General features: G+C 60.9%; 20 protein-coding genes. 16 read left to right on the top strand and 4 right to left on the bottom strand.

Annotated elements, in window-relative coordinates:
- Window positions 1-61: 61 nt before the first annotated feature.
- Window positions 62-688, top strand: a complete 627-nt coding sequence (locus tag HBO11_RS19180) for a LysE family translocator (RefSeq protein ID WP_169952818.1) — start codon at window positions 62-64, stop codon at window positions 686-688.
- A 155-nt stretch (window positions 689-843) separates the two neighbouring features.
- On the opposite strand, the gene uraH is transcribed toward HBO11_RS19180, so the two are convergent.
- Window positions 844-1197 carry a hydroxyisourate hydrolase gene (gene uraH, locus HBO11_RS19175; protein WP_057440709.1) on the bottom strand — a complete coding sequence of 118 codons (354 nt, stop codon included), beginning with the start codon at window positions 1195-1197 and terminating at the stop codon, window positions 844-846.
- Between the two features lie 407 nt (window positions 1198-1604).
- Between uraH and puuE the strand changes: the two genes are divergently transcribed.
- From puuE to HBO11_RS19135, 8 genes are all read left to right on the top strand, one after another.
- On the top strand, window positions 1605-2531 hold the full coding sequence (gene puuE, locus HBO11_RS19170; RefSeq protein ID WP_169952820.1) for an allantoinase PuuE: 927 nt from the start codon (window positions 1605-1607) through the stop codon (window positions 2529-2531).
- On the top strand, window positions 2528-3043 hold the full coding sequence (uraD, locus tag HBO11_RS19165) for a 2-oxo-4-hydroxy-4-carboxy-5-ureidoimidazoline decarboxylase (protein WP_169952822.1): 516 nt from the start codon (window positions 2528-2530) through the stop codon (window positions 3041-3043). The genes puuE and uraD overlap by 4 nt, the downstream gene beginning before the upstream one ends.
- An 81-nt stretch (window positions 3044-3124) precedes the next feature.
- A complete protein-coding gene (gene alc, locus HBO11_RS19160; protein ID WP_169952823.1) occupies window positions 3125-4120 on the top strand; it encodes an allantoicase in 996 nt (331 codons plus the stop codon).
- A 120-nt stretch (window positions 4121-4240) separates the two neighbouring features.
- Entirely contained in the window at window positions 4241-4744 is a 504-nt protein-coding gene (locus HBO11_RS19155) for an ureidoglycolate lyase (RefSeq protein WP_099168728.1), read from the top strand.
- A 51-nt stretch (window positions 4745-4795) separates the two neighbouring features.
- Entirely contained in the window at window positions 4796-6094 is a 1299-nt protein-coding gene (locus tag HBO11_RS19150; protein ID WP_169952824.1) for a urate hydroxylase PuuD, read from the top strand.
- 198 nt (window positions 6095-6292) lie between these two features.
- A complete protein-coding gene (locus HBO11_RS19145; RefSeq protein ID WP_169952825.1) occupies window positions 6293-7636 on the top strand; it encodes a nucleobase:cation symporter-2 family protein in 1344 nt (447 codons plus the stop codon).
- Window positions 7637-7667: 31 nt separating this feature from the next.
- The gene (locus HBO11_RS19140) at window positions 7668-8036 is read left to right on the top strand and encodes a hypothetical protein (protein ID WP_169952826.1); all 369 of its coding nucleotides are present in this window, start codon (window positions 7668-7670) and stop codon (window positions 8034-8036) included.
- 23 nt (window positions 8037-8059) lie between these two features.
- Window positions 8060-8845 (top strand): outer membrane protein OmpK, encoded by a 786-nt coding sequence (locus tag HBO11_RS19135; protein WP_169952827.1) that lies wholly within the window; start codon window positions 8060-8062, stop codon window positions 8843-8845.
- Window positions 8846-8963: 118 nt separating this feature from the next.
- On the opposite strand, the gene HBO11_RS19130 is transcribed toward HBO11_RS19135, so the two are convergent.
- Both HBO11_RS19130 and HBO11_RS19125 read right to left on the bottom strand, forming a co-directional pair.
- On the bottom strand, window positions 8964-10118 hold the full coding sequence (locus HBO11_RS19130; protein WP_169952830.1) for a patatin-like phospholipase family protein: 1155 nt from the start codon (window positions 10116-10118) through the stop codon (window positions 8964-8966).
- A 36-nt stretch (window positions 10119-10154) separates the two neighbouring features.
- Window positions 10155-11087: a lipid A biosynthesis lauroyl acyltransferase gene (locus HBO11_RS19125; protein ID WP_169952832.1), complete on the bottom strand. Its 933-nt coding sequence runs from the start codon at window positions 11085-11087 to the stop codon at window positions 10155-10157.
- Between the two features lie 117 nt (window positions 11088-11204).
- Between HBO11_RS19125 and minC the strand changes: the two genes are divergently transcribed.
- The 7 genes from minC to HBO11_RS19090 all read left to right on the top strand — a co-directional run bounded on the left by minC (window position 11205) and on the right by HBO11_RS19090 (window position 18127).
- Complete coding sequence (gene minC / locus HBO11_RS19120; RefSeq protein ID WP_038447253.1) at window positions 11205-11942, top strand: septum site-determining protein MinC; 738 nt, start codon at window positions 11205-11207, stop codon at window positions 11940-11942.
- 201 nt (window positions 11943-12143) lie between these two features.
- Window positions 12144-12956, top strand: coding sequence for a septum site-determining protein MinD (gene minD, locus HBO11_RS19115; protein WP_169952835.1), 813 nt, complete (start codon window positions 12144-12146; stop codon window positions 12954-12956).
- A gap of 3 nt (window positions 12957-12959) precedes the next feature.
- Complete coding sequence (gene minE, locus HBO11_RS19110; protein ID WP_169952837.1) at window positions 12960-13214, top strand: cell division topological specificity factor MinE; 255 nt, start codon at window positions 12960-12962, stop codon at window positions 13212-13214.
- Between the two features lie 96 nt (window positions 13215-13310).
- Window positions 13311-13946 (top strand): RluA family pseudouridine synthase, encoded by a 636-nt coding sequence (locus tag HBO11_RS19105; RefSeq protein ID WP_169952839.1) that lies wholly within the window; start codon window positions 13311-13313, stop codon window positions 13944-13946.
- Between the two features lie 171 nt (window positions 13947-14117).
- Window positions 14118-15407 (top strand): M18 family aminopeptidase, encoded by a 1290-nt coding sequence (locus tag HBO11_RS19100; RefSeq protein WP_029300406.1) that lies wholly within the window; start codon window positions 14118-14120, stop codon window positions 15405-15407.
- A 293-nt stretch (window positions 15408-15700) separates the two neighbouring features.
- Entirely contained in the window at window positions 15701-15877 is a 177-nt protein-coding gene (locus tag HBO11_RS19095; RefSeq protein ID WP_166647837.1) for a hypothetical protein, read from the top strand.
- Between the two features lie 72 nt (window positions 15878-15949).
- A complete protein-coding gene (locus HBO11_RS19090; RefSeq protein ID WP_169952841.1) occupies window positions 15950-18127 on the top strand; it encodes a mechanosensitive ion channel family protein in 2178 nt (725 codons plus the stop codon).
- Here the strand turns inward: HBO11_RS19090 and HBO11_RS19085 are convergent.
- Window positions 18103-18816, bottom strand: coding sequence for a UTRA domain-containing protein (locus tag HBO11_RS19085; protein ID WP_169952843.1), 714 nt, complete (start codon window positions 18814-18816; stop codon window positions 18103-18105). The two genes, HBO11_RS19090 and HBO11_RS19085, sit on opposite strands and share 25 nt — an antisense overlap.
- Window positions 18817-19034: the final 218 nt, after the last annotated feature.

Raw genomic sequence — 19034 nt, 5'->3', positions numbered from 1 at the left:
CGCAAGCTGGCGAAAACCGCCTCACCTGCGGGTGGGGCTTTTGCATGTATGGAGGAATGTAATGAGCGTGGAAACCTGGCTGCTGTTCAGCGGCGCTGCTTTGATCGTGATCCTGATTCCGGGGCCGCTGTCGCTGCTGATGATCAGCAACAGCCTGAACTACGGCCTGCGCCGTTCGTATCCGGCGTTTCTGGGCGGGGTGTTTGCCTCGATCTGCCTGTTGAGCGCCTCGGCCCTGGGCCTGGGCGCACTGTTGCTGGCGTCGGAGCAGTTGTTCAGCGCGCTGAAGATCGTCGGTGCGCTGTACCTGTTCTACCTTGCCTGGCAGAGCTGGCAGCAATCGCGCCTGCCGTCCCAGGGCGCCGTGGTGCCGGAGGCAGCGCCCGTGCCACGTTTTCGTGCACTGTTTGGCCGGGCGTTTGTGCTGGGCGCCAGCAATCCCAAGGACATTCTGTTTTTTGCGGCCTTCCTGCCGCAGTTTCTCAGCAGCCAGCAGCCGTTCCTGCCACAACTGCTGATCATGATCGCCACCTGGACCGTGCTGGACCTGCTGTGCAAGCTGGCCTATGGCCTGGGTGCCCATGGTGCCGCGCGCTACCTGCGCACCGGTAAGGGCCAGAGCTGGTTCAATCGCTTCAGTGCCGGGCTGTTTGGCAGCGCCGGGGCAGCGTCGCTGCTCAAGGGCTAACACACAACCCTGTGGGAGCTGTCAGCTCCCACAATGGCTCCTCTTGTTCGCTGGCATTGGCTCATGACCCGCCTTTTTGCGGGCAAAAAAAAGCCCGCAGTGTGAGCGGGCGAAACCAACGAAGAGCATTTGGGGGTGTGAAGCCAGGTGACGACTCAGCTACCGCGATAGGTGGAATAGCTGTAGGGCGAAATCAGCAAGGGCACGTGGTAGTGATCCTGTTCGGCGCTGATGCCAAAACGCAGCACCACCACATCCAGGAACGCAGGCTGGGGCAATTGCACGCCACGGGCGCGGTAGTAATCCCCGGCGCTGAATTGCAGCTGATAGACGCCACTGCGGTAGTCATCACCTTGCAGCAGCGGCGCGTCGCAACGGCCATCGCTGTTGGTCAAGGTGCTGGCAACCAGTTCCAACTGCGCGCCTTCGACGCGGTACAGTTCAACCTTGATGGCGCTGCCTGGGCAGCCGTGCGCGGCGTCCAGTACGTGTGTGGTCAGTCGTCCCATGGATCGGAGCTCCCGTGTCATCGATTAATAAGAGGCCGCACCTTTGTGGGGCACTGAAAAAGCCGGCGATGGCTGATTAAGACACTTTTCAAAAAAATTGTACACAATAAATTCAACAACCACCCTCTCCCCCTGCCGGAGCCGGCTTGCCGACGATGACGGTATATCAGCCGCAGATAGGGCAGCAGCAAGAATGCAATCGCTGGCAAGACGCATCCTACAGGTGAGTTCGCATATTTTAGTTGACCAGTCGGGCAAGTTTCTTGCAAGGATAGGCCGGTGCGACCGTCTGGAAAAAATGCAGAAATACAGGCTTACAAAGTGCCCATTAAGTTGTATACAATCAGCCCATCGCTGTGACGCAACAGCCGCCACACCATCGATCACGAACAAGAAGGAAGACTGCAGTGAGCGCTGACTACCCACGCGACCTGATCGGTTACGGCAGTAACCCTGTGCATCCACACTGGCCAGGCAAGGCGCGTATCGCCCTGTCGTTCGTACTCAATTACGAAGAAGGCGGTGAGCGCAATATCCTGCACGGCGACAAAGAGTCGGAAGCCTTCCTCTCGGAAATGGTCTCGGCCCAGCCGCTGCAAGGCGCACGCAACATGAGCATGGAGTCGCTGTACGAATACGGCAGCCGTGCGGGCGTGTGGCGCATCCTCAAGCTGTTCAAGGAATTCGACATTCCGCTGACCATCTTCGCCGTGGCCATGGCCGCCCAGCGCCACCCCGACGTGATCCGTGCGATGGTCGCCGCCGGCCACGAGATCTGCAGCCACGGCTACCGCTGGATCGACTACCAATACATGGACGAGGCCCAGGAGCGCGAGCATATGCTCGAAGCCATCCGCATCCTCACCGAGCTGACCGGCGAGCGCCCACTGGGCTGGTACACCGGGCGCACCGGCCCCAATACGCGGCGGCTGGTGATGGAGGAAGGTGGCTTTCTGTATGACTGCGACACCTATGACGACGACCTGCCCTACTGGGAACCGAACAACCCGACCGGCAAGCCGCACCTGGTGATCCCCTACACCCTGGACACCAACGACATGCGCTTCACCCAGGTCCAGGGTTTCAACAAGGGCGACGACTTTTTCCAGTACCTCAAAGACGCGTTCGACGTGTTGTATGCCGAAGGGGCCGAGGCGCCGAAGATGCTCTCCATCGGCCTGCATTGCCGCTTGATCGGCCGCCCGGCGCGCCTGGCTGCCCTCAAGCGCTTTATCGAATACGCCAAGGGCCATGACCAGGTGTGGTTCGCCCGCCGTGTCGACATTGCCCGCCACTGGCACGACGTCCACCCTTTCCAGGGAGCCGCCAAATGACTGCTTTCCAGACCTTGAAACCGTCGACCCTGAGCCGCGACGAATTCGTCGCAGCCTTCGCCGACATCTACGAACATTCGCCATGGGTGGCCGAAAAGGCCTTCGACCTGGGCCAGGATGCCTCGATCGACCAGATCGAAACCCTGCACCAGCGCATGAGCGATATCCTGTTGAGTGCTGATCATCCAAGCCAACTGGCCCTGATCAACGCTCACCCGGACCTGGCAGGCCGTGCGGCCGTCCAGGGCCAACTCACCCAAGCCAGCACCGATGAGCAAGCTGGCGCGGGGATTCACCAATGCACGGCCGAAGAGTTCTCACGCTTCACCGAGCTGAACGATGCCTACAAGGCCAAGTTCAAGTTTCCCTTCATCATGGCGGTAAAAGGCAGCAACCGGCATCAGATCCTCAAAGCGTTTGAAACGCGCATCCACCACCCGGTCGACACCGAGTTCAAGTGCGCGCTGGCAGAGATCAACAAGATCGCGTTGTTCCGATTACTGACCCTTTAGCAAACCTGGCCCGAGCGTATCGATCAACGCCCAGGGCCTGGCAAGCATCCCAAGCCACTCTATCTAAGGCAGACAAGAAGAATGAAAGCTTACGCCGTACCTTTCGAAAAGTTCGTCAACCTGGCCGACGCCCGCCTGGGCACCAAGATCATCTCGGTGACCGATGACTGGTTCGCCGACGCCAACCGACTGTTCCAGCCGACCCCGGCCGTATGGAAGGAGGGCGTTTTCGATGATAACGGCAAGTGGATGGACGGCTGGGAGTCACGCCGCAAGCGCTTCGAAGGCTTCGACAGCGCGGTGATCCGCCTGGGCGTACCGGGCTCGATCAAGGGCGTGGACATCGACACTTCATTCTTCACCGGCAACTTCCCGCCATCGGCGTCCCTGGAAGGCTGCTTCCTGGCTGCGGGCGAACCCGATGCCAACACCCAGTGGGTCGAAGTACTCTCTGCCGTTGAGTTGCAGGGCAATAGCCATCACTTCCACGAGATCAATAACGACCAGGCGTTCAGCCACCTGCGCCTCAACATCTACCCGGATGGTGGCGTGGCCCGTCTGCGCGTGTACGGCATTCCGTTCCGCGACTGGTCGGCCGTGGGCGACAACGAACAAGTGGACCTGGCCTCCTCCCTCAATGGCGGGCGTGCGCTGGCCTGTTCCGACGAACACTTCGGGCGCATGGGCAACATCCTCAACCCGGGCCGTGGGATCAACATGGGCGATGGCTGGGAAACTGCCCGTCGTCGCACGCCAGGCAACGATTGGGTGATCGTCGCGCTGGGGCATGCCGGCGAGATCGACAAAGTGGTGGTCGACACCCTGCACTTCAAAGGCAACTACCCGGACACCTGCTCGATCCAGGGCGCGTTCGTCAAGGGCGGTACCGACAGCCAGATCGAGACCCAGTCGCTGTTCTGGCGTGAATTGCTGCCAGCACAGAAACTGGAAATGCACGCCGAACACACCTTTGCCGAGCAGATCAAGGCACTGGGCCCGATCACCCACATCCGCCTCAACGTATTCCCGGATGGTGGTGTGAGCCGCCTGCGGGTGTTCGGCAAGGTCGCTAAGTAAGCGGTGAACCCAATCGCGGGCAAACCCGCTCCCACATTTGCGATGCATTCCCCTGTGGGAGCGGGCTCGCCCGCGATAGCAATAGACCAGACAACACAGAACTCGGATAAGAAGACAGCCATGCGCACACTGATGATCGAACCCTTGACCAAAGAAGCCTTCGCCCCCTTCGGAGACGTTATCGAAACCGACGGCAGCGATCACTTCATGATCAACAACGGCTCGACCATGCGCTTTCATAAACTGGCGACGGTAGAAACCGCCACGCCAGAAGACCACGCCATCATCAGCATCTTCCGCGCCGACGCGCAGGACATGCCGCTGACCGTGTGCATGCTGGAGAGACACCCGCTGGGCAGCCAGGCCTTTATCCCGCTGCTCGGCAACCCCTTTCTGATCGTGGTCGCGCCCGTTGGCGATGCACCTGTATCAGGCTTGGTCCGCGCCTTCGTCACCAACGGCAGGCAGGGCATTAATTACCATCGCGGCGTCTGGCACCACCCGGTGCTGACGATCGAAAAGCGGGATGACTTCCTGGTGGTTGATCGCAGTGGCACAGGCAATAACTGCGATGAGCATTTTTTCAAAGAGGATGAGCGGTTGATCCTCGCCCCCCACCAATAAGAGAAGGTCCGATCACCCGACAACAAGGGTGACGGGCGAGAGGTAAAGACTGTGGAAGCACATCTGTTGGAATGGCTGAACCTTAGCGTGCGCTGGGTTCATATGATCACTGGCGTGGCCTGGATCGGTGCGTCTTTCTATTTTGTATGGCTGGAAAACAACCTCAACCGCGTCAACCCCAAAAACGGCCTGGCTGGCGATTTATGGGCGATCCACGGTGGCGGCATCTACCACCTGGAAAAATACAAACTGGCCCCGCCGACCATGCCGGACAACCTGCACTGGTTCAAATGGGAAGCCTATTTCACCTGGATGTCAGGCGTCGCGCTGCTCTGCGTGGTGTTCTATCTCAACCCGACGCTCTACCTGCTGGCTCCCGGCAGCAGCCTGAGCGGCACCGAAGGCGTGTTGCTGGGCATTGGCTCACTGTTCGCTGGCTGGTTCATCTACTCCTTTCTCTGCGACTCGGCCCTGGGCAAACGCCCTGCCCTGCTCGGTTTTATCCTGTTCGTCCTGTTGATCGGCGCGGCCTACGGCTTCAGCAAGGTGTTCAGCGGGCGCGGTGCGTACCTGCATGTGGGGGCGATCATCGGCACCATCATGGTCGGTAACGTGTTCCGCATCATCATGCCGGCCCAGCGCGCGCTGGTGGCAGCAATTGCAGAAAACCGCACGCCAGACCCGGCACTGCCGGCCAAGGGCCTGCTGCGTTCACGACACAACAACTACTTCACCCTGCCCGTGCTGTTCATCATGATCAGCAACCACTTCCCCAGCACCTACGGCAGCCAGTACAACTGGTTGATCCTGGCCGGGATCGCGGTGGCGGCGGTGTTGGTGCGGCACTACTTCAACACCCGTCACGACAGCCAGAAATACGCGTGGACCCTGCCGGTCGGCGCCCTGGCGATGATCTGCCTGGCCTATGTCACAGGTCCAAAACCCGTGGCTACCGCACCGGACGTGGCCAAGGCGCCAGCGGCCATCGAGTACCAGCCATTGCCGGAAACGGCGCTGGGTGGCGGCCTCAAGCCAGCAGCCCCCGCCGCGCCAGCACCGGCGGCAGAAGCGGCGCCGGCCCAGGCCTCGACGGATTTCGGCAAGGTCCACAGCGTGATTGAACAACGTTGCACCGTATGCCATTCGGCCAAGCCCACCAGCCCGCTGTTCAGTGCCGCGCCGGCCGGGGTGATGTTCGATACCCCGGCGCAGATCCAGCAGCAGGCGGCGCGCATCCAGGCGCAGGCGGTTGCCAGCCAGATCATGCCGCTGGGCAACATCACCCAGATGACCCAGCAGGAGCGGGAGTTGATTGGTAGTTGGATCAATCAAGGAGCCCGTACCAATTAACTGATTAGCGCAGATCAAACTGTAGGAGCTGGCTTGCCTGCGATAGCGGTGCATCACGCACCGGAAGGGGTGAATGAACCACCGCTATCGCAGGCAAGCCAGCTCCCACATTTGCAATGTGCAGTGTTTTGAAGATTGGGTTTCACCTGGCAATTGACTGCCAAACAACACAAAAATAAAAAAGATCCGAGGTGTTGCATGTCCCAGTTAGAACCGCAGATTCCTGCCGTACCCGCCATGGTGCGGCTGCCCCTTTTGCAACTGATCCTGGTAGGCCTGCAACATGTACTACTGATGTACGGCGGCGCCGTGGCCGTGCCTCTGATCATCGGGCAAGCCGCAGGCTTGAGCCGTGAAGAAATCGCCTTTCTGATCAACGCCGACCTGCTGGTGGCGGGGATCGCCACCATGGTCCAGTCCTTTGGCATCGGCCCGCTGGGCATCCGCATGCCGGTGATGATGGGCGCCAGTTTTGCCGCCGTCGGCAGCATGGTCGCCATGGCGGGCATGCCGGGTATCGGCCTGCAAGGGATCTTCGGCGCGACCATCGCCGCAGGGTTCTTTGGCATGCTCATCGCGCCCTTCATGTCCAAGGTGGTGCGCTTCTTCCCACCGTTGGTGACCGGTACCGTGATCACGGCCATCGGTCTTTCGTTGTTTCCAGTAGCCGTGAACTGGGCAGGCGGCGGCGCCACTGCCGTGCAGTTCGGCTCGCCGATCTACCTGGCCATCGCCGGCCTGGTACTCGCCACCATCTTGCTGATCAACCGGTTCATGCGCGGCTTCTGGGTCAATATCTCGGTATTGATCGGCATGGCCCTGGGCTACGCCTTGTGTGGATTGCTCGGCATGGTCGACCTCGGCGGCCTGGAACAGGCGCCGTGGCTGCAAGTGGTCACGCCTTTGCACTTCGGCATGCCCACGTTCGAATTGGCGCCAATCCTGTCGATGTGCCTGGTGGTGGTGATTATCTTTGTCGAGTCCACCGGCATGTTCCTCGCGCTGGGCAAGATCACCGGCCAGGAAGTCACCCCGAAGATGCTGCGTCGCGGCCTGCTGTGCGATGCCGGCGCGTCGTTCTTTGCCGGGTTCTTCAATACCTTCACCCACTCCTCGTTCGCCCAGAACATCGGCCTGGTGCAAATGACCGGTGTGCGCTGCCGTTCGGTGACGATCATGGCCGGGGCCTTTTTGATTGTCCTGAGCTTGCTGCCCAAGGCGGCGTTTCTGGTGGCATCGATTCCTCCTGCGGTGCTGGGCGGCGCAGCCATCGCGATGTTCGGCATGGTGGCAGCGACCGGGATCAAGATCCTGCAGGAAGCCGACATTGCCGACCGTCGTAACCAGTTGCTGGTGGCGGTCAGCATCGGCATGGGCCTGATCCCGGTGGTACGCCCGGAGTTCTTCGCCCAGTTGCCCCTGTGGATGAGCCCGATTACCCATAGCGGCATCGCCATGGCCACGCTTAGTGCGTTGTCGCTGAATGTGTTGTTCAACATTCTGGGCGGCTCAGAACGCCCCGCAGTCGCCCATACGCATTGATTCCTTCGTTACTCGAACAGGGAATATCAACATGCACACCACAGACTTGGGGCCGGCCACACGCTGTGCCCCATTCTCGCCCCCTGCGCTCTTTTACAGCGCACTTGAGCACAGGCTCTGGAGCCAGTATTCTCCGCGCCCGCTCGAATCGACTCAAAAAAAAACAGCGAATGTAAAAGCTGACTTAAAGGCCAACTTATCCCGGCCTTATGTCTGCTGCCAAAGTGCGCAAAAGTCCTCTGAACCCGACTGCATCCCATGTAGCCGACGGGGATTTTTTGGCTTTTCAAACACTTTGGCGCAGCTCTTGCTAAAAGCATTAAAGCTGACCGAACAGACGATTTTTGCAGCGAACCAAAAGGCGCCACACCAGAGCGCCTGCGTAGAAGAAAAACCATAAAACTTTAGCTCGGGAGCAACCGAATGAAACGTACCGTGAACAGCCTGATGTTGGCCGGATCCCTGCTGGCCGGGGGCCAGGCAATGGCGGGTGACCTGCTGCAGTGGCAGAACAACAGCCTGACTTACCTGTGGGGCAAGAACTTCAAGGTCAACCCAGAGATCCAGCAAACCGTCACCTTTGAACATGCCGATGCGTGGAAGTACGGCGACAACTTCTTCTTCCTCGACCGTATCTTTTACAACGGCAAGGAAGACGGCAACGTCGGCCCTAATACTTACTACGGCGAGTTCAGCCCACGGCTGTCGTTTGGCAAGATCTTCGATAAAGACTTGTCCTTCGGACCGATCAAAGATGTATTACTGGCGTTCACCTACGAGTTCGGCGAAGGCGACAACGAGTCCTACCTGGTAGGCCCGGCATTCGACCTGAACATCCCGGGCTTCGACTACTTCCAGTTGAACTTCTACCAGCGCCAGACCGAAGGCAATCGCCCCGGTGACGGTGTATGGCAGATCACGCCGGTATGGTCGTACACCATTCCCGTGGGCAACTCCGACGTGCTGATCGACGGCTTCATGGACTGGGTGGTGGATAACGACAAGAACGCCCGTGGCACTTATCACGCCAACTTGCACTTCAACCCGCAGGTCAAATATGACTTGGGCAAGGCCATGAACTGGGGCGCCAAGCAGTTGTATGTCGGTTTTGAATACGACTACTGGAAGAACAAGTACGGGATCCAGGACAGCGGCGCGTTCGAGACCAACCAGGATACGGCCAGCCTGCTGGTCAAGTACCACTTCTAAGGCCCAACACGCCCCTGTGGGAGCGGGCCCGCGATAGCGGAGTGTCAGCCAGTCTAATTATCGGCTCAATCACTGCCATCGCGGGCAAGCCCGCTCCCACACAAGCCCGCTCCCAGATTCAGTTCGGGGTCAGGCCCAGGAACCGTTGCAACTCCTCGCGCTTGGCCAACGCATCCCGTCGCCCCAACTCGATCAACTCGCTGCAATACCCCGCCTCGAACAACAGATAGCTGAGCACCCCTGCCCCGCTGGTCTTGGTCGCCCCTGGCCCACGCAAAAACAAACGCAGTGCCGCCGGCAGCTCCTGGCGATGGCGGGCGGCGATCTCGTCGATGGGCTGGCTCGGTGCAATCACCAACACTTCGACCGGCGAAAGCCCGCGCGCGGCGCTGTCGGCCGGTTGCAGATGGGCGAACTGGTTGAGGCGCTCCAGCAACTCGATATCACTCTCAAGGCTGTCAATGAACGTGCTGTTGAGCATATGCCCACCGATCTGCGCCAGGGTCGGCTCCTGGCCGGTATAGGTGCGTTGCTGCGGCGCCGAAGGGTCGATGGAGCGCGGGTTGCCACTGACCCCCACCACCAGCACCCGGCTGGCCCCCAGGTGCAACGCCGGGCTGATGGGTGCCGATTGCCGGACGGCGCCATCGCCAAAATATTCCTGGTCGAGTTTGACCGGTGCGAACAGCAACGGGATCGCCGAGCTGGCCAGCAGGTGCTCCACGGTCAACTGCGTGGGCAGGCCAATGCGCCGGTGGCGCAGCCAGGCGTCGATGGTGCCGCCGCCCTGATAGAACGTCACCGCTTGCCCCGACTCATAGCCAAACGCCGTTACCGCGACGGCATGCAGGTGTTTGTTGCGGATGGCCTCGTTAATGCCTTCGAAGTGCAGCTTCTCTTGCAGCAATTCGCGCAAAGGCGAACTGTCGAGCAGCGCCACCGGCACCGGTGCCCCCAGCCCCAGCAGGCTGCGGGCCAGGAAGCGAGTGGCCTGGTGAATCACCCCCGGCCAATCGCTGCGCAACACCAAGTGGCTGCGAAAGCCCTGCCAGAACGCCGTAAGGCGGGCGATGGCGGCGCCGAAATCCATGGCGCCACTGGCCAGGCTCACCGCATTGATCGCCCCGGCCGAGGTGCCGACAATCACCGGAAAAGGATTGGCAGCCCCCGGCGGCAACAATTCGGCAATCGCCGCCAGTACCCCCACCTGATACGCCGCACGCGCCCCACCGCCGGAAAGAATCAAGCCTGTGACCGGTTCAGTTGGGCGCATTGCATAACTCCATGGGCTGCGGGGAAATCCGTTTGTTCAGCGGCGTTTTTCGTACAACTTGGGTTCGCCCGGTGGCCGGCTCTTGAAGCGGCGATGGGCCCACAGGTATTGCTCGGGGCACTCGCGTACCGCGGTTTCCACCCATTGGTTGATGCGCAGGCAATCGACTTCGTCGGATTCGCCGGGGAAGTCGCGCAACGGCGGATGAATCACCATGCGGTAGCCGCTGCCATCGGCCAGGCGCTGCTGGGTAAATGGCACCACCAACGCCTTGCCCAGGCGCGCGAACTTGCTGGTGGCGGTAACGGTAGCGGCCTGGATGCCGAACAACGGCACGAAAATGCTCTGCTTGGCGCCGTAGTCCTGGTCCGGCGCGTACCAGATCGCCCGGCCGGCGCGCAGCAGCTTGAGCATGCCGCGCACGTCTTCGCGCTCGACCGCCAGGGAATCAAGGTTGTGGCGCTCGCGGCCCCGGCGCTGGATAAAGTCGAACAACGGGTTGCCGTGCTCACGGTACATGCCATCGATGGTGTGCTTTTGGCCCAGCAAGGCCGCGCCGATCTCCAGGGTGGTGAAATGCAGGGCCATGAGGATCACGCCCTTGCCTTCCAGTTGCGCCTGCTTGAGGTGCTCCAGCCCTTCGACGTGGGCCAGGCGCGCCAGACGCTGTTTGGACCACCACCAGCTCATGGCCATCTCAAAGAAGGCGATGCCAGTGGAGGCAAAATTTTCCTTGAGCAAATGTTTACGCTCCTGGGCAGACAGGTGCGGGAAGCACAGTTCCAGGTTTCGCGCAGCAATGCGCCGGCGCTCACCGGCCACCCGGTACATAAACGCACCCAGCACACGACCAATTCCCAGCAGCACCCGGTATGGCAACTGAGTGATCAGCCATAGCAGGCCGAGCCCCAGCCACAGGAGCCAGAAACGCGGGTGAAAAAATACAGCTCGAAAACGCGGGCGATCCATTACAGATTCCGGTAAAGACAGGGCCGCGCATTCTACAACGGTTCGACCCGGCTTGCGGCTAGCGGTTGTTCTCGTTATAAGTCTCGACACTTTTCGTGACAAGCCGCTTTGCCGACCATGAGCCAAACCGAATCGCTAGACCAAGATCCCGTCTTCCAGCTCAAAGGCAGCATGCTCGCCATTACTGTGCTGGAACTGGCCCGTAACGACCTTGATGCCCTGGACCGCCAGCTCGCTGCCAAGGTTGCCCTGGCCCCGAATTTCTTCAACAACGCGCCGCTGGTGCTGGCCCTGGACAAATTGCCGGCCGGCCAGGGCGCGGTTGACCTGCCCGGGCTGATGCGTGTTTGCCGCCAGCATGGCCTGCGCACCCTGGCCATTCGCGCCAGCCGTATCGAAGACATTGCGGCAGCCATCGCCATTGAACTGCCAGTACTGCCACCGTCCGGCGCCCGCGAGCGTGTGCTCGACCCGGTGGAAGGCGAAGTGAAGAAAAAACCGGAAAAACCGCCAGAGCCGACGATCAAGCCTACAAGGATCATCACCTCCCCCGTACGCGGCGGGCAGCAGATTTACGCCCAGGGCGGCGACCTGGTAGTGGTCGCCCCGGTCAGTCCCGGCGCGGAACTTCTCGCCGATGGCAACATCCATGTATACGGCCCCATGCGCGGTCGGGCACTGGCTGGGGTCAAGGGCGATACCAAGGCAAGGATTTTCTGCCAGCAATTGAGCGCTGAGCTGGTATCCATCGCCGGCCAATACAAGGTTTCGGAAGATTTGCGCCGTGATCCGCTGTGGGGGGCCGGGGTACAAGTCAGCCTGTCGGGCGATGTGTTGAACATCATCCGTCTTTAACGGATACTGCCGCATTTTCCAAGCATCTCTGGACTCTGATAGCACAGCGAAACCGGCAAGACTTGCGTAGGAATAATTGAAAGTTGGCGTTTCCCCTACGGGAAGCACATCTTTTTCCTACGAAGGCTGTCCGCCTGCAGCGAGTTTCAAGAGATGTTTTTCAGGGACTGAGAGGTCCTTTTTCCTTAGGGGTGAAACACCTTGGCCAAGATTCTCGTGGTTACATCCGGCAAGGGTGGTGTGGGTAAGACCACCACCAGCGCCGCTATCGGTACCGGCCTCGCTCTGCGCGGCCACAAGACAGTCATCGTCGACTTCGACGTCGGTTTGCGTAACCTCGACCTGATCATGGGCTGCGAACGCCGCGTGGTGTACGACTTCGTCAACGTGGTCAACGGCGAAGCAACCCTGCAACAAGCACTGATCAAGGACAAGCGCCTGGAGAACCTTTATGTTCTCGCCGCTAGCCAAACCCGGGACAAGGACGCCTTGACCCTGGAAGGCGTTGAAAAAGTCCTGATGGACCTCAAAGAGCAATTTGAGTTTGTTATCTGCGACTCTCCAGCAGGTATCGAGAAAGGCGCCCAACTGGCCATGCACTTCGCCGATGAAGCGATTGTGGTGACCAACCCCGAGGTGTCGTCAGTACGCGACTCCGACCGCATGATCGGCCTGCTGTCGAGCAAGTCTCGCCGCGCCGAAAAAGGCGAAGACGCAATCAAGGAACACCTGCTCCTGACCCGCTACAACCCCGAGCGCGTCCAGAGCGGCGAAATGCTTGGCGTTGAGGACGTCGAGGAAATCCTCGCCATTCGCTTGCTGGGGGTGATTCCTGAGTCTCAAGCGGTACTGAAAGCTTCAAACCAAGGCGTACCGGTCATTCTTGATGACCAAAGTGATGCCGGCCAAGCCTATAGCGATGCAGTCGATCGCTTGCTGGGCAAAGAAGTTGCCCATCGGTTCCTTGCTGTCGAGAAGAAAGGATTCTTGGCACGCCTGTTTGGAGGCAATTGAACAATGAGTATTTTTGACTTCTTTCGCTCAACCAAAAAACCTAGCACGGCGTCGGTAGCGAAAGAGCGTCTACAGATCATCGTGGCGCACGAACGCGGCCAACGCAGCACCCCGGACTACCTGCCAGCCTTGCAGAAGGAACTGGTGGAGGTGATCCGCAAGTACGTCAATATCGGCAACGATGACGTGCATGTCGCCCTGGAAAACGACGGCAGCTGCTCGATTCTGGAACTCAATATCACCCTGCCTGATCGTTGATCGAACAGGCGGTCGCCACGGCGGCTCCGTCACCTTGATCCCCCTTGGGGAACCGGGTGGCCGAGCCGCCGTTGGCGTTTGTTACGAGGCTGTTTAATGCCGTTGTCCAATATCCATATCCTTCACCAGGATGACGCTGTCCTGGTGGTGAACAAGCCTACCCTGTTGCTGTCGGTGCCAGGTCGCGCCGACGACAACAAGGACTGCCTGATCACCCGCCTGCAGGAAAACGGTTACCCAGAGGCGCGTATCGTTCATCGCCTGGACTGGGAAACGTCGGGAATCATCCTACTGGCCAGGGATGCCGACAGCCACCGCGAACTGTCGCGCCAGTTTCACGACCGCGAAACCGAAAAGGCCTACACCGCCTTGTGCTGGGGCCAGCCGGAACTGGACAGCGGCAGCATCGACCTGCCGCTGCGCTATGACCCACCGACCAAGCCGCGGCATGTGGTGGACCACGAGTTCGGCAAGCATGCGCTGACTTTCTGGAAAGTCTTGGAGCGTTGCGGGGATTGGTGCCGGGTGGAACTGACGCCGATTACCGGGCGCTCGCACCAACTGCGGGTGCATATGCTGTCCATCGGCCACCCGTTGCTCGGTGATGGCCTGTATGCCCACGAACAGGCCCTGGCCGCCTGGCCACGGCTGTGCCTGCACGCGAGCATGCTGAGCTTCACCCACCCGCAAAGCGGCGAGCGCCTGCGGTTCGAGTGCCCTGCGCCGTTCTAATCGGTAAACGCAATTAAAATGTGGGAGCGAGCTTGCTCGCGAATGGGATGGGTCAGTTAGCTTATTGCGCGACTGACACACCGCATTCGCGAGCAAGCCCGCTCCCACATTTGTTCTGTGCACTTATCACATCGGACGGTAAACTCGCGCCATTGCTGTCTGGAGCTACTTATGCGCGAAGCGTTGAACCAAGGCCTGATCGACTTCCTCAAGGCCTCTCCCACCCCCTTTCATGCCACTGCGGCCCTGGCCCAACGCCTGGAAGCCGCCGGTTTCCAGCGCCTCGACGAACGCGAGACCTGGACCACCGAGGCCAACGGTCGCTACTACGTGACCCGCAACGACTCCTCGATCATCGCCTTCAAGATGGGCCGCCAGTCGCCCCTGCACGACGGCATCCGCCTGGTCGGCGCCCATACCGACAGCCCGTGCCTGCGGGTCAAGCCGCAACCTGAGCTGCAACGCCAGGGCTTCTGGCAACTGGGCGTGGAAGTCTACGGCGGCGCACTGCTGGCACCGTGGTTCGACCGTGACCTGTCCCTGGCCGGCCGCGTGACGTTCCGGCGTGACGGCAAGGTCGAAAGTCAGTTGATCGATTTCAAGCTGCCGATTGCCATCATCCCCAACCTGGCCATCCACCTGAACCGTGAAGCCAATCAAGGCTGGGCGATCAATGCCCAGACCGAGCTGCCGCCGATCCTCGCGCAGTTTGCCGGCGATGAGCGCGTGGACTTCCGCGCCGTACTCACCGACCAACTGGCCCGCGAACATGGGTTGAACGCTGATGTGGTGCTCGACTACGAGCTGAGTTTCTACGACACCCAAGGCGCAGCGGTGATTGGCCTGCATGGCGACTTTATCGCCGGCGCCCGCCTGGACAACCTGCTGTCGTGCTACGCCGGCCTGCAAGCCCTGCTCACCAGTGAAACCGACGAAACCTGCGTGCTGGTGTGTACCGACCACGAAGAAGTCGGCTCCTGTTCGGCCTGTGGTGCCGACGGGCCGATGCTGGAGCAGACCCTGCGTCGTCTGCTGCCTGAAGGTGACGAGTTCGTACGGGCCATTCAGAAGTCGCTGCTGGTGTCTGCCGACAATGCCCACGGCATCCACCCCAACTACGCCGACAAGCACGACGCCAACCATGGCCCGAAACTCAATGCCGGCCCGGTGATCAAGGTCAACAGCAACCAGCGCTACGCCACCAACAGCGAAACCGCCGGATTCTTCCGCCACCTGTGCATGGCCGAAGAAGTGCCGGTACAGAGCTTCGTGGTGCGCAGTGACATGGGCTGTGGCTCGACCATCGGCCCGATCACCGCCAGCCACCTGGGCGTGCGCACCGTAGATATCGGCCTGCCGACATTCGCCATGCATTCGATTCGTGAACTGTGCGGCAGCCACGATTTGGCGCATCTGGTGAAGGTGCTAAGTGCGTTTTATGCGAGCCGCGACCTGCCCTGAGAGGGGCGGCGCTTGCCCTAATGCCGATCAGTTCTCAAAGCAGCGAAGATCAAATGTGGGAGCGGGCTTGCTCGCGAAGACGTCCGCCCAGCAAACATTGATGTTGACTGACCCACCGCTTTCGCGAGCAAGCCCGCTCCCACCGGGGATCTGCGCTTAACTGAACGGCATTAGGGCTTGCCCGCGATGGCGATTCCCAGCGCACTGCGGCGCTATCTGACACACATCAAGGCACCCCGCGCCAATCCAGCCTAGACTGACCATCATCCCTCAACGACAAGGCCGTCCCCACCATGATCCCGATGTCCGCCTTCCACGCCATGCTTATCCCCATCCTCACGGGCATGATCCTGCTGGCCGTTGGCTTCAACTTCCGCGACAAGAACCTTGGTGTGTTTGGCATGTGGGTCGGCATGCTGCTGATCCTCGGCACCATCGTCTACCGGATCCTCGCGAAACTGGCCGAATAACAAATGCACTCGCATTGGGCATAGCGCCCTCGTACACTCGGTCGATCTGTCGTTTCCAAGGTTGACCGCCTCGTGCTTGCCCGTCTGTTTGCCCTGCCACACTGCCTGCTCCTTTGCCTGCTGATCCTGTTGCCCATCGCCCCTGCCCAGGCGGTCGGCCTGCCAGGCATCCTGGGCAGCACCAGCAAAACCCAGCCACAAGCCGACGTACCGCTGGGGCAGTCCCTGGACGAGGTGATCAAGAACCTGGAAAACGACCAGCAGCGCGCCAAGCTGCTGGCCGACCTGAAAAAACTGCGCGAAGCCACGAAAAAAGCCCAGCCGGCGGCCGAGCAAGGGGTGCTGGGCTTGATCGGTGGCACCCTGGCCAGCCTCGAACAACAACTGTCCGGCGCCGACAGCCCGCTCAACCGCTGGTCCATCGAGTTCGACCAGGCCAAGACCGAGCTGGGCGCACTGATGCTGCCCGCCAGCGAATGGCTGCCGATCATCTTTGGCTTTGCCGTAGTGCTGATGCTCTGGAGCCTGTTGGCCGCCGCGCTGATCTGGCTCAGCCACCGGGTGCGCCTGCGCTTTGGCCTCAGTGAAGAATTGCCGCAACACCCCAAGACCTGGGACATGCTGCGTTTTGCCCTGCGCAAACTTGGACCCTGGCTGATCGCCCTGGTGATCACCGTCTACCTCAGTTACGCCCTGCCCTCGTCCCTGGGCAAGTCCCTGGCGATGGTGCTGGCGTACGCGCTGGTGGTCGGCACGTGCTTTTCGGCGATCTGCGTCATTGCCTTTTCCGTGCTCGACGGCCCCCACCGCCATCGGGCGCTATATATCCTGCGCCACCAGGCATTTCGGCCGCTGTGGCTGATCGGCAGCTTCGCCGCCTTCGGCGAGGCCTTGAGCGATCCGCGCCTGACCGAAGCCCTGGGCACCCACCTGGCGCACAGCGCCGCGACCATCGCCAATGTGCTGGCTGCGCTGTCTACCGGCGTGTTTATCCTGCGCTTTCGCCGGCCCATCGCACATCTGATCCGCAACCAGCCGCTGTCCCGGCGCCTGACCCGCCGCGCGTTGAGCGACACCATCGAGATCATCGGCACCTTCTGGTACCTGCCTGCGCTGCTGCTCGTGGGTATCTCGCTGTTTGCCACCTTCGTGTCGGCCGGCGATACCAGCACCGCCTTGCGCCAGTCACTGCTGTGCACGGTGTTGCTGGTGCTGTGCATGGTGATCAACGGCCTGGTACGCCGCCATGCCCTCAAGCCCCAACGCGGGCACAAGCGCCATGCGCTGTATTCCGAACGCCTGAAAAGCTTCGTCTATACCCTCGCCCACCTGGTGGTGTGGCTGGTGTTCATCGAACTGGGCCTGCGGGTCTGGGGCTGGTCGCTGATCCGCTTTACCGAAGGCGACGGGCATGAAATCAGCGTCAAGCTGTTCGGCCTCGCGGGCACCCTGCTGTTCGCCTGGCTGATCTGGATCCTCAGCGACACCGCGATCCACCACGCCCTCACCCGCTCGCGCAAAGGCCTGGCCAATGCGCGGGCGCAAACCATGATGCCGTTGATCCGCAACGTGCTGTTCGTGACGATCTTTATCATCGCTACCATCGTCGCCCTGGCGAACATGGGCATGAACGTCACGCCGCTGCTGGCCGGTGCCGGTGTGATCGGCCTGGCTATCGGTTTTGGCGCGCAGTCGCTGGTGGCGGACTTGATCACCGGCCTGTTCATCATCATCGAAGACTCCCTGGCCATCGATGACTACGTGGACGTCGGCGGCCACCTCGGTACCGTCGAAGGCCTGACCATCCGCACCGTGCGCCTGCGCGATATCGACGGCATCGTGCACACCATCCCGTTCAGCGAGATCAAGAGCATCAAGAACTACTCGCGGGAATTCGGCTATGCGATTTTCCGCGTCGCGGTGCCCGCCAGCATGGACATCGACACCGCGATCAAGCTGATGCGCGACGTCGGTCAAAAGATGCGCGCCGACCCGCTGCAACGCCGCAATATCTGGTCGCCCCTGGAGTTCCAGGGTGTGGAGAGCTTCGAGTCCGGCAACGCCATCCTGCGCGCGCGCTTCAAGACTGCGCCGATCAAACAGTGGGAAGTGTCACGGGCGTTCAACCTGTCGCTCAAGCGCCACCTCGATGAGGCCGGAATGGACCTGGCGATGCCGCGCTTGAGTGTGCAGGTGGTGACGGCGGCGAGTGGGCCGCAGGACGCTCAGGTCACATCGACCCCGACGTGAATCGCATCATGGCGCCAGAACTCCAGGTCGCAATCGATCAGGCGCTGATGCTGATCGTAATTGACCCGGGCGATCCGCAGCCCGGGGCTGCCTGCCGAGACCTTCAGGGCCGCTGCCGCTTCCACCTGCAATGAGGTCGGCACAATTTCGAAGCGTACGCGCCCGTAATGCAGGTCGTATTTGCGGGCGTACAACTCGGTCATCGACTCGTTCAGGTCACACGCCAGGATCCCTGGAAAATACTGGGGGTTGAGGTAGTGTTCGACATACAACACCAACCGCCCATCGATACGCCGCCGGCGGCAGATCTGGATCACACTGGACAGCGCCGGCAGTTGTAGCCATGCGCAAACGGCGGCCGAAGCCGGTTGCAGGCGCGCGGAAATCACTTCGGTAGAAGGCACCCGCCCCTGGGCGCTGACCATGGCGTGGAAGTGGCTGCGCTGCATCAGGTTGTAGGCCAGCCGGGGCGGCGAGACGAACCAGCCACGGCGTTCCTCGCGGTAGATCTGGCCCTGGGCCTCCAGTTGCAACAAGGCTTCGCGCACGGTAATGCGGGTGGTACCAAACAACTCACTGAGTTTGCGCTCGGCCGGCAATTTGCTCGCCGGGCTGAGCAAACCGTGGCTGATCTGCTCTTGCAGCGCCAGGCCGATGGCTGTCACCGCTTTGGTTGCCTCATCACGCATCAACGTTACCTATCTGGACTAGGCCAGCACTGTTTGGGTGCGCCAAATGCCCCTGGAATGGGCGGCGGCTATAGCGTGCAAGCCTAGGCATCACACATGACCGACAGATGACAGCGCCTTGCGCCGCTGCCTCACACACCCTGCAATACGCCGGCCAAGTCCAGGTATTACGGGGGCCAGGCCTTGGTCTACGCTTACCCGGCAGGCGCCTGCCCAGG

The organism is Pseudomonas sp. WS 5010 (assembly GCF_012985565.1).
In the GTDB taxonomy this organism is placed as follows: domain Bacteria; phylum Pseudomonadota; class Gammaproteobacteria; order Pseudomonadales; family Pseudomonadaceae; genus Aquipseudomonas.
This window is presented reverse-complemented; position numbering and strand designations above follow the sequence as displayed.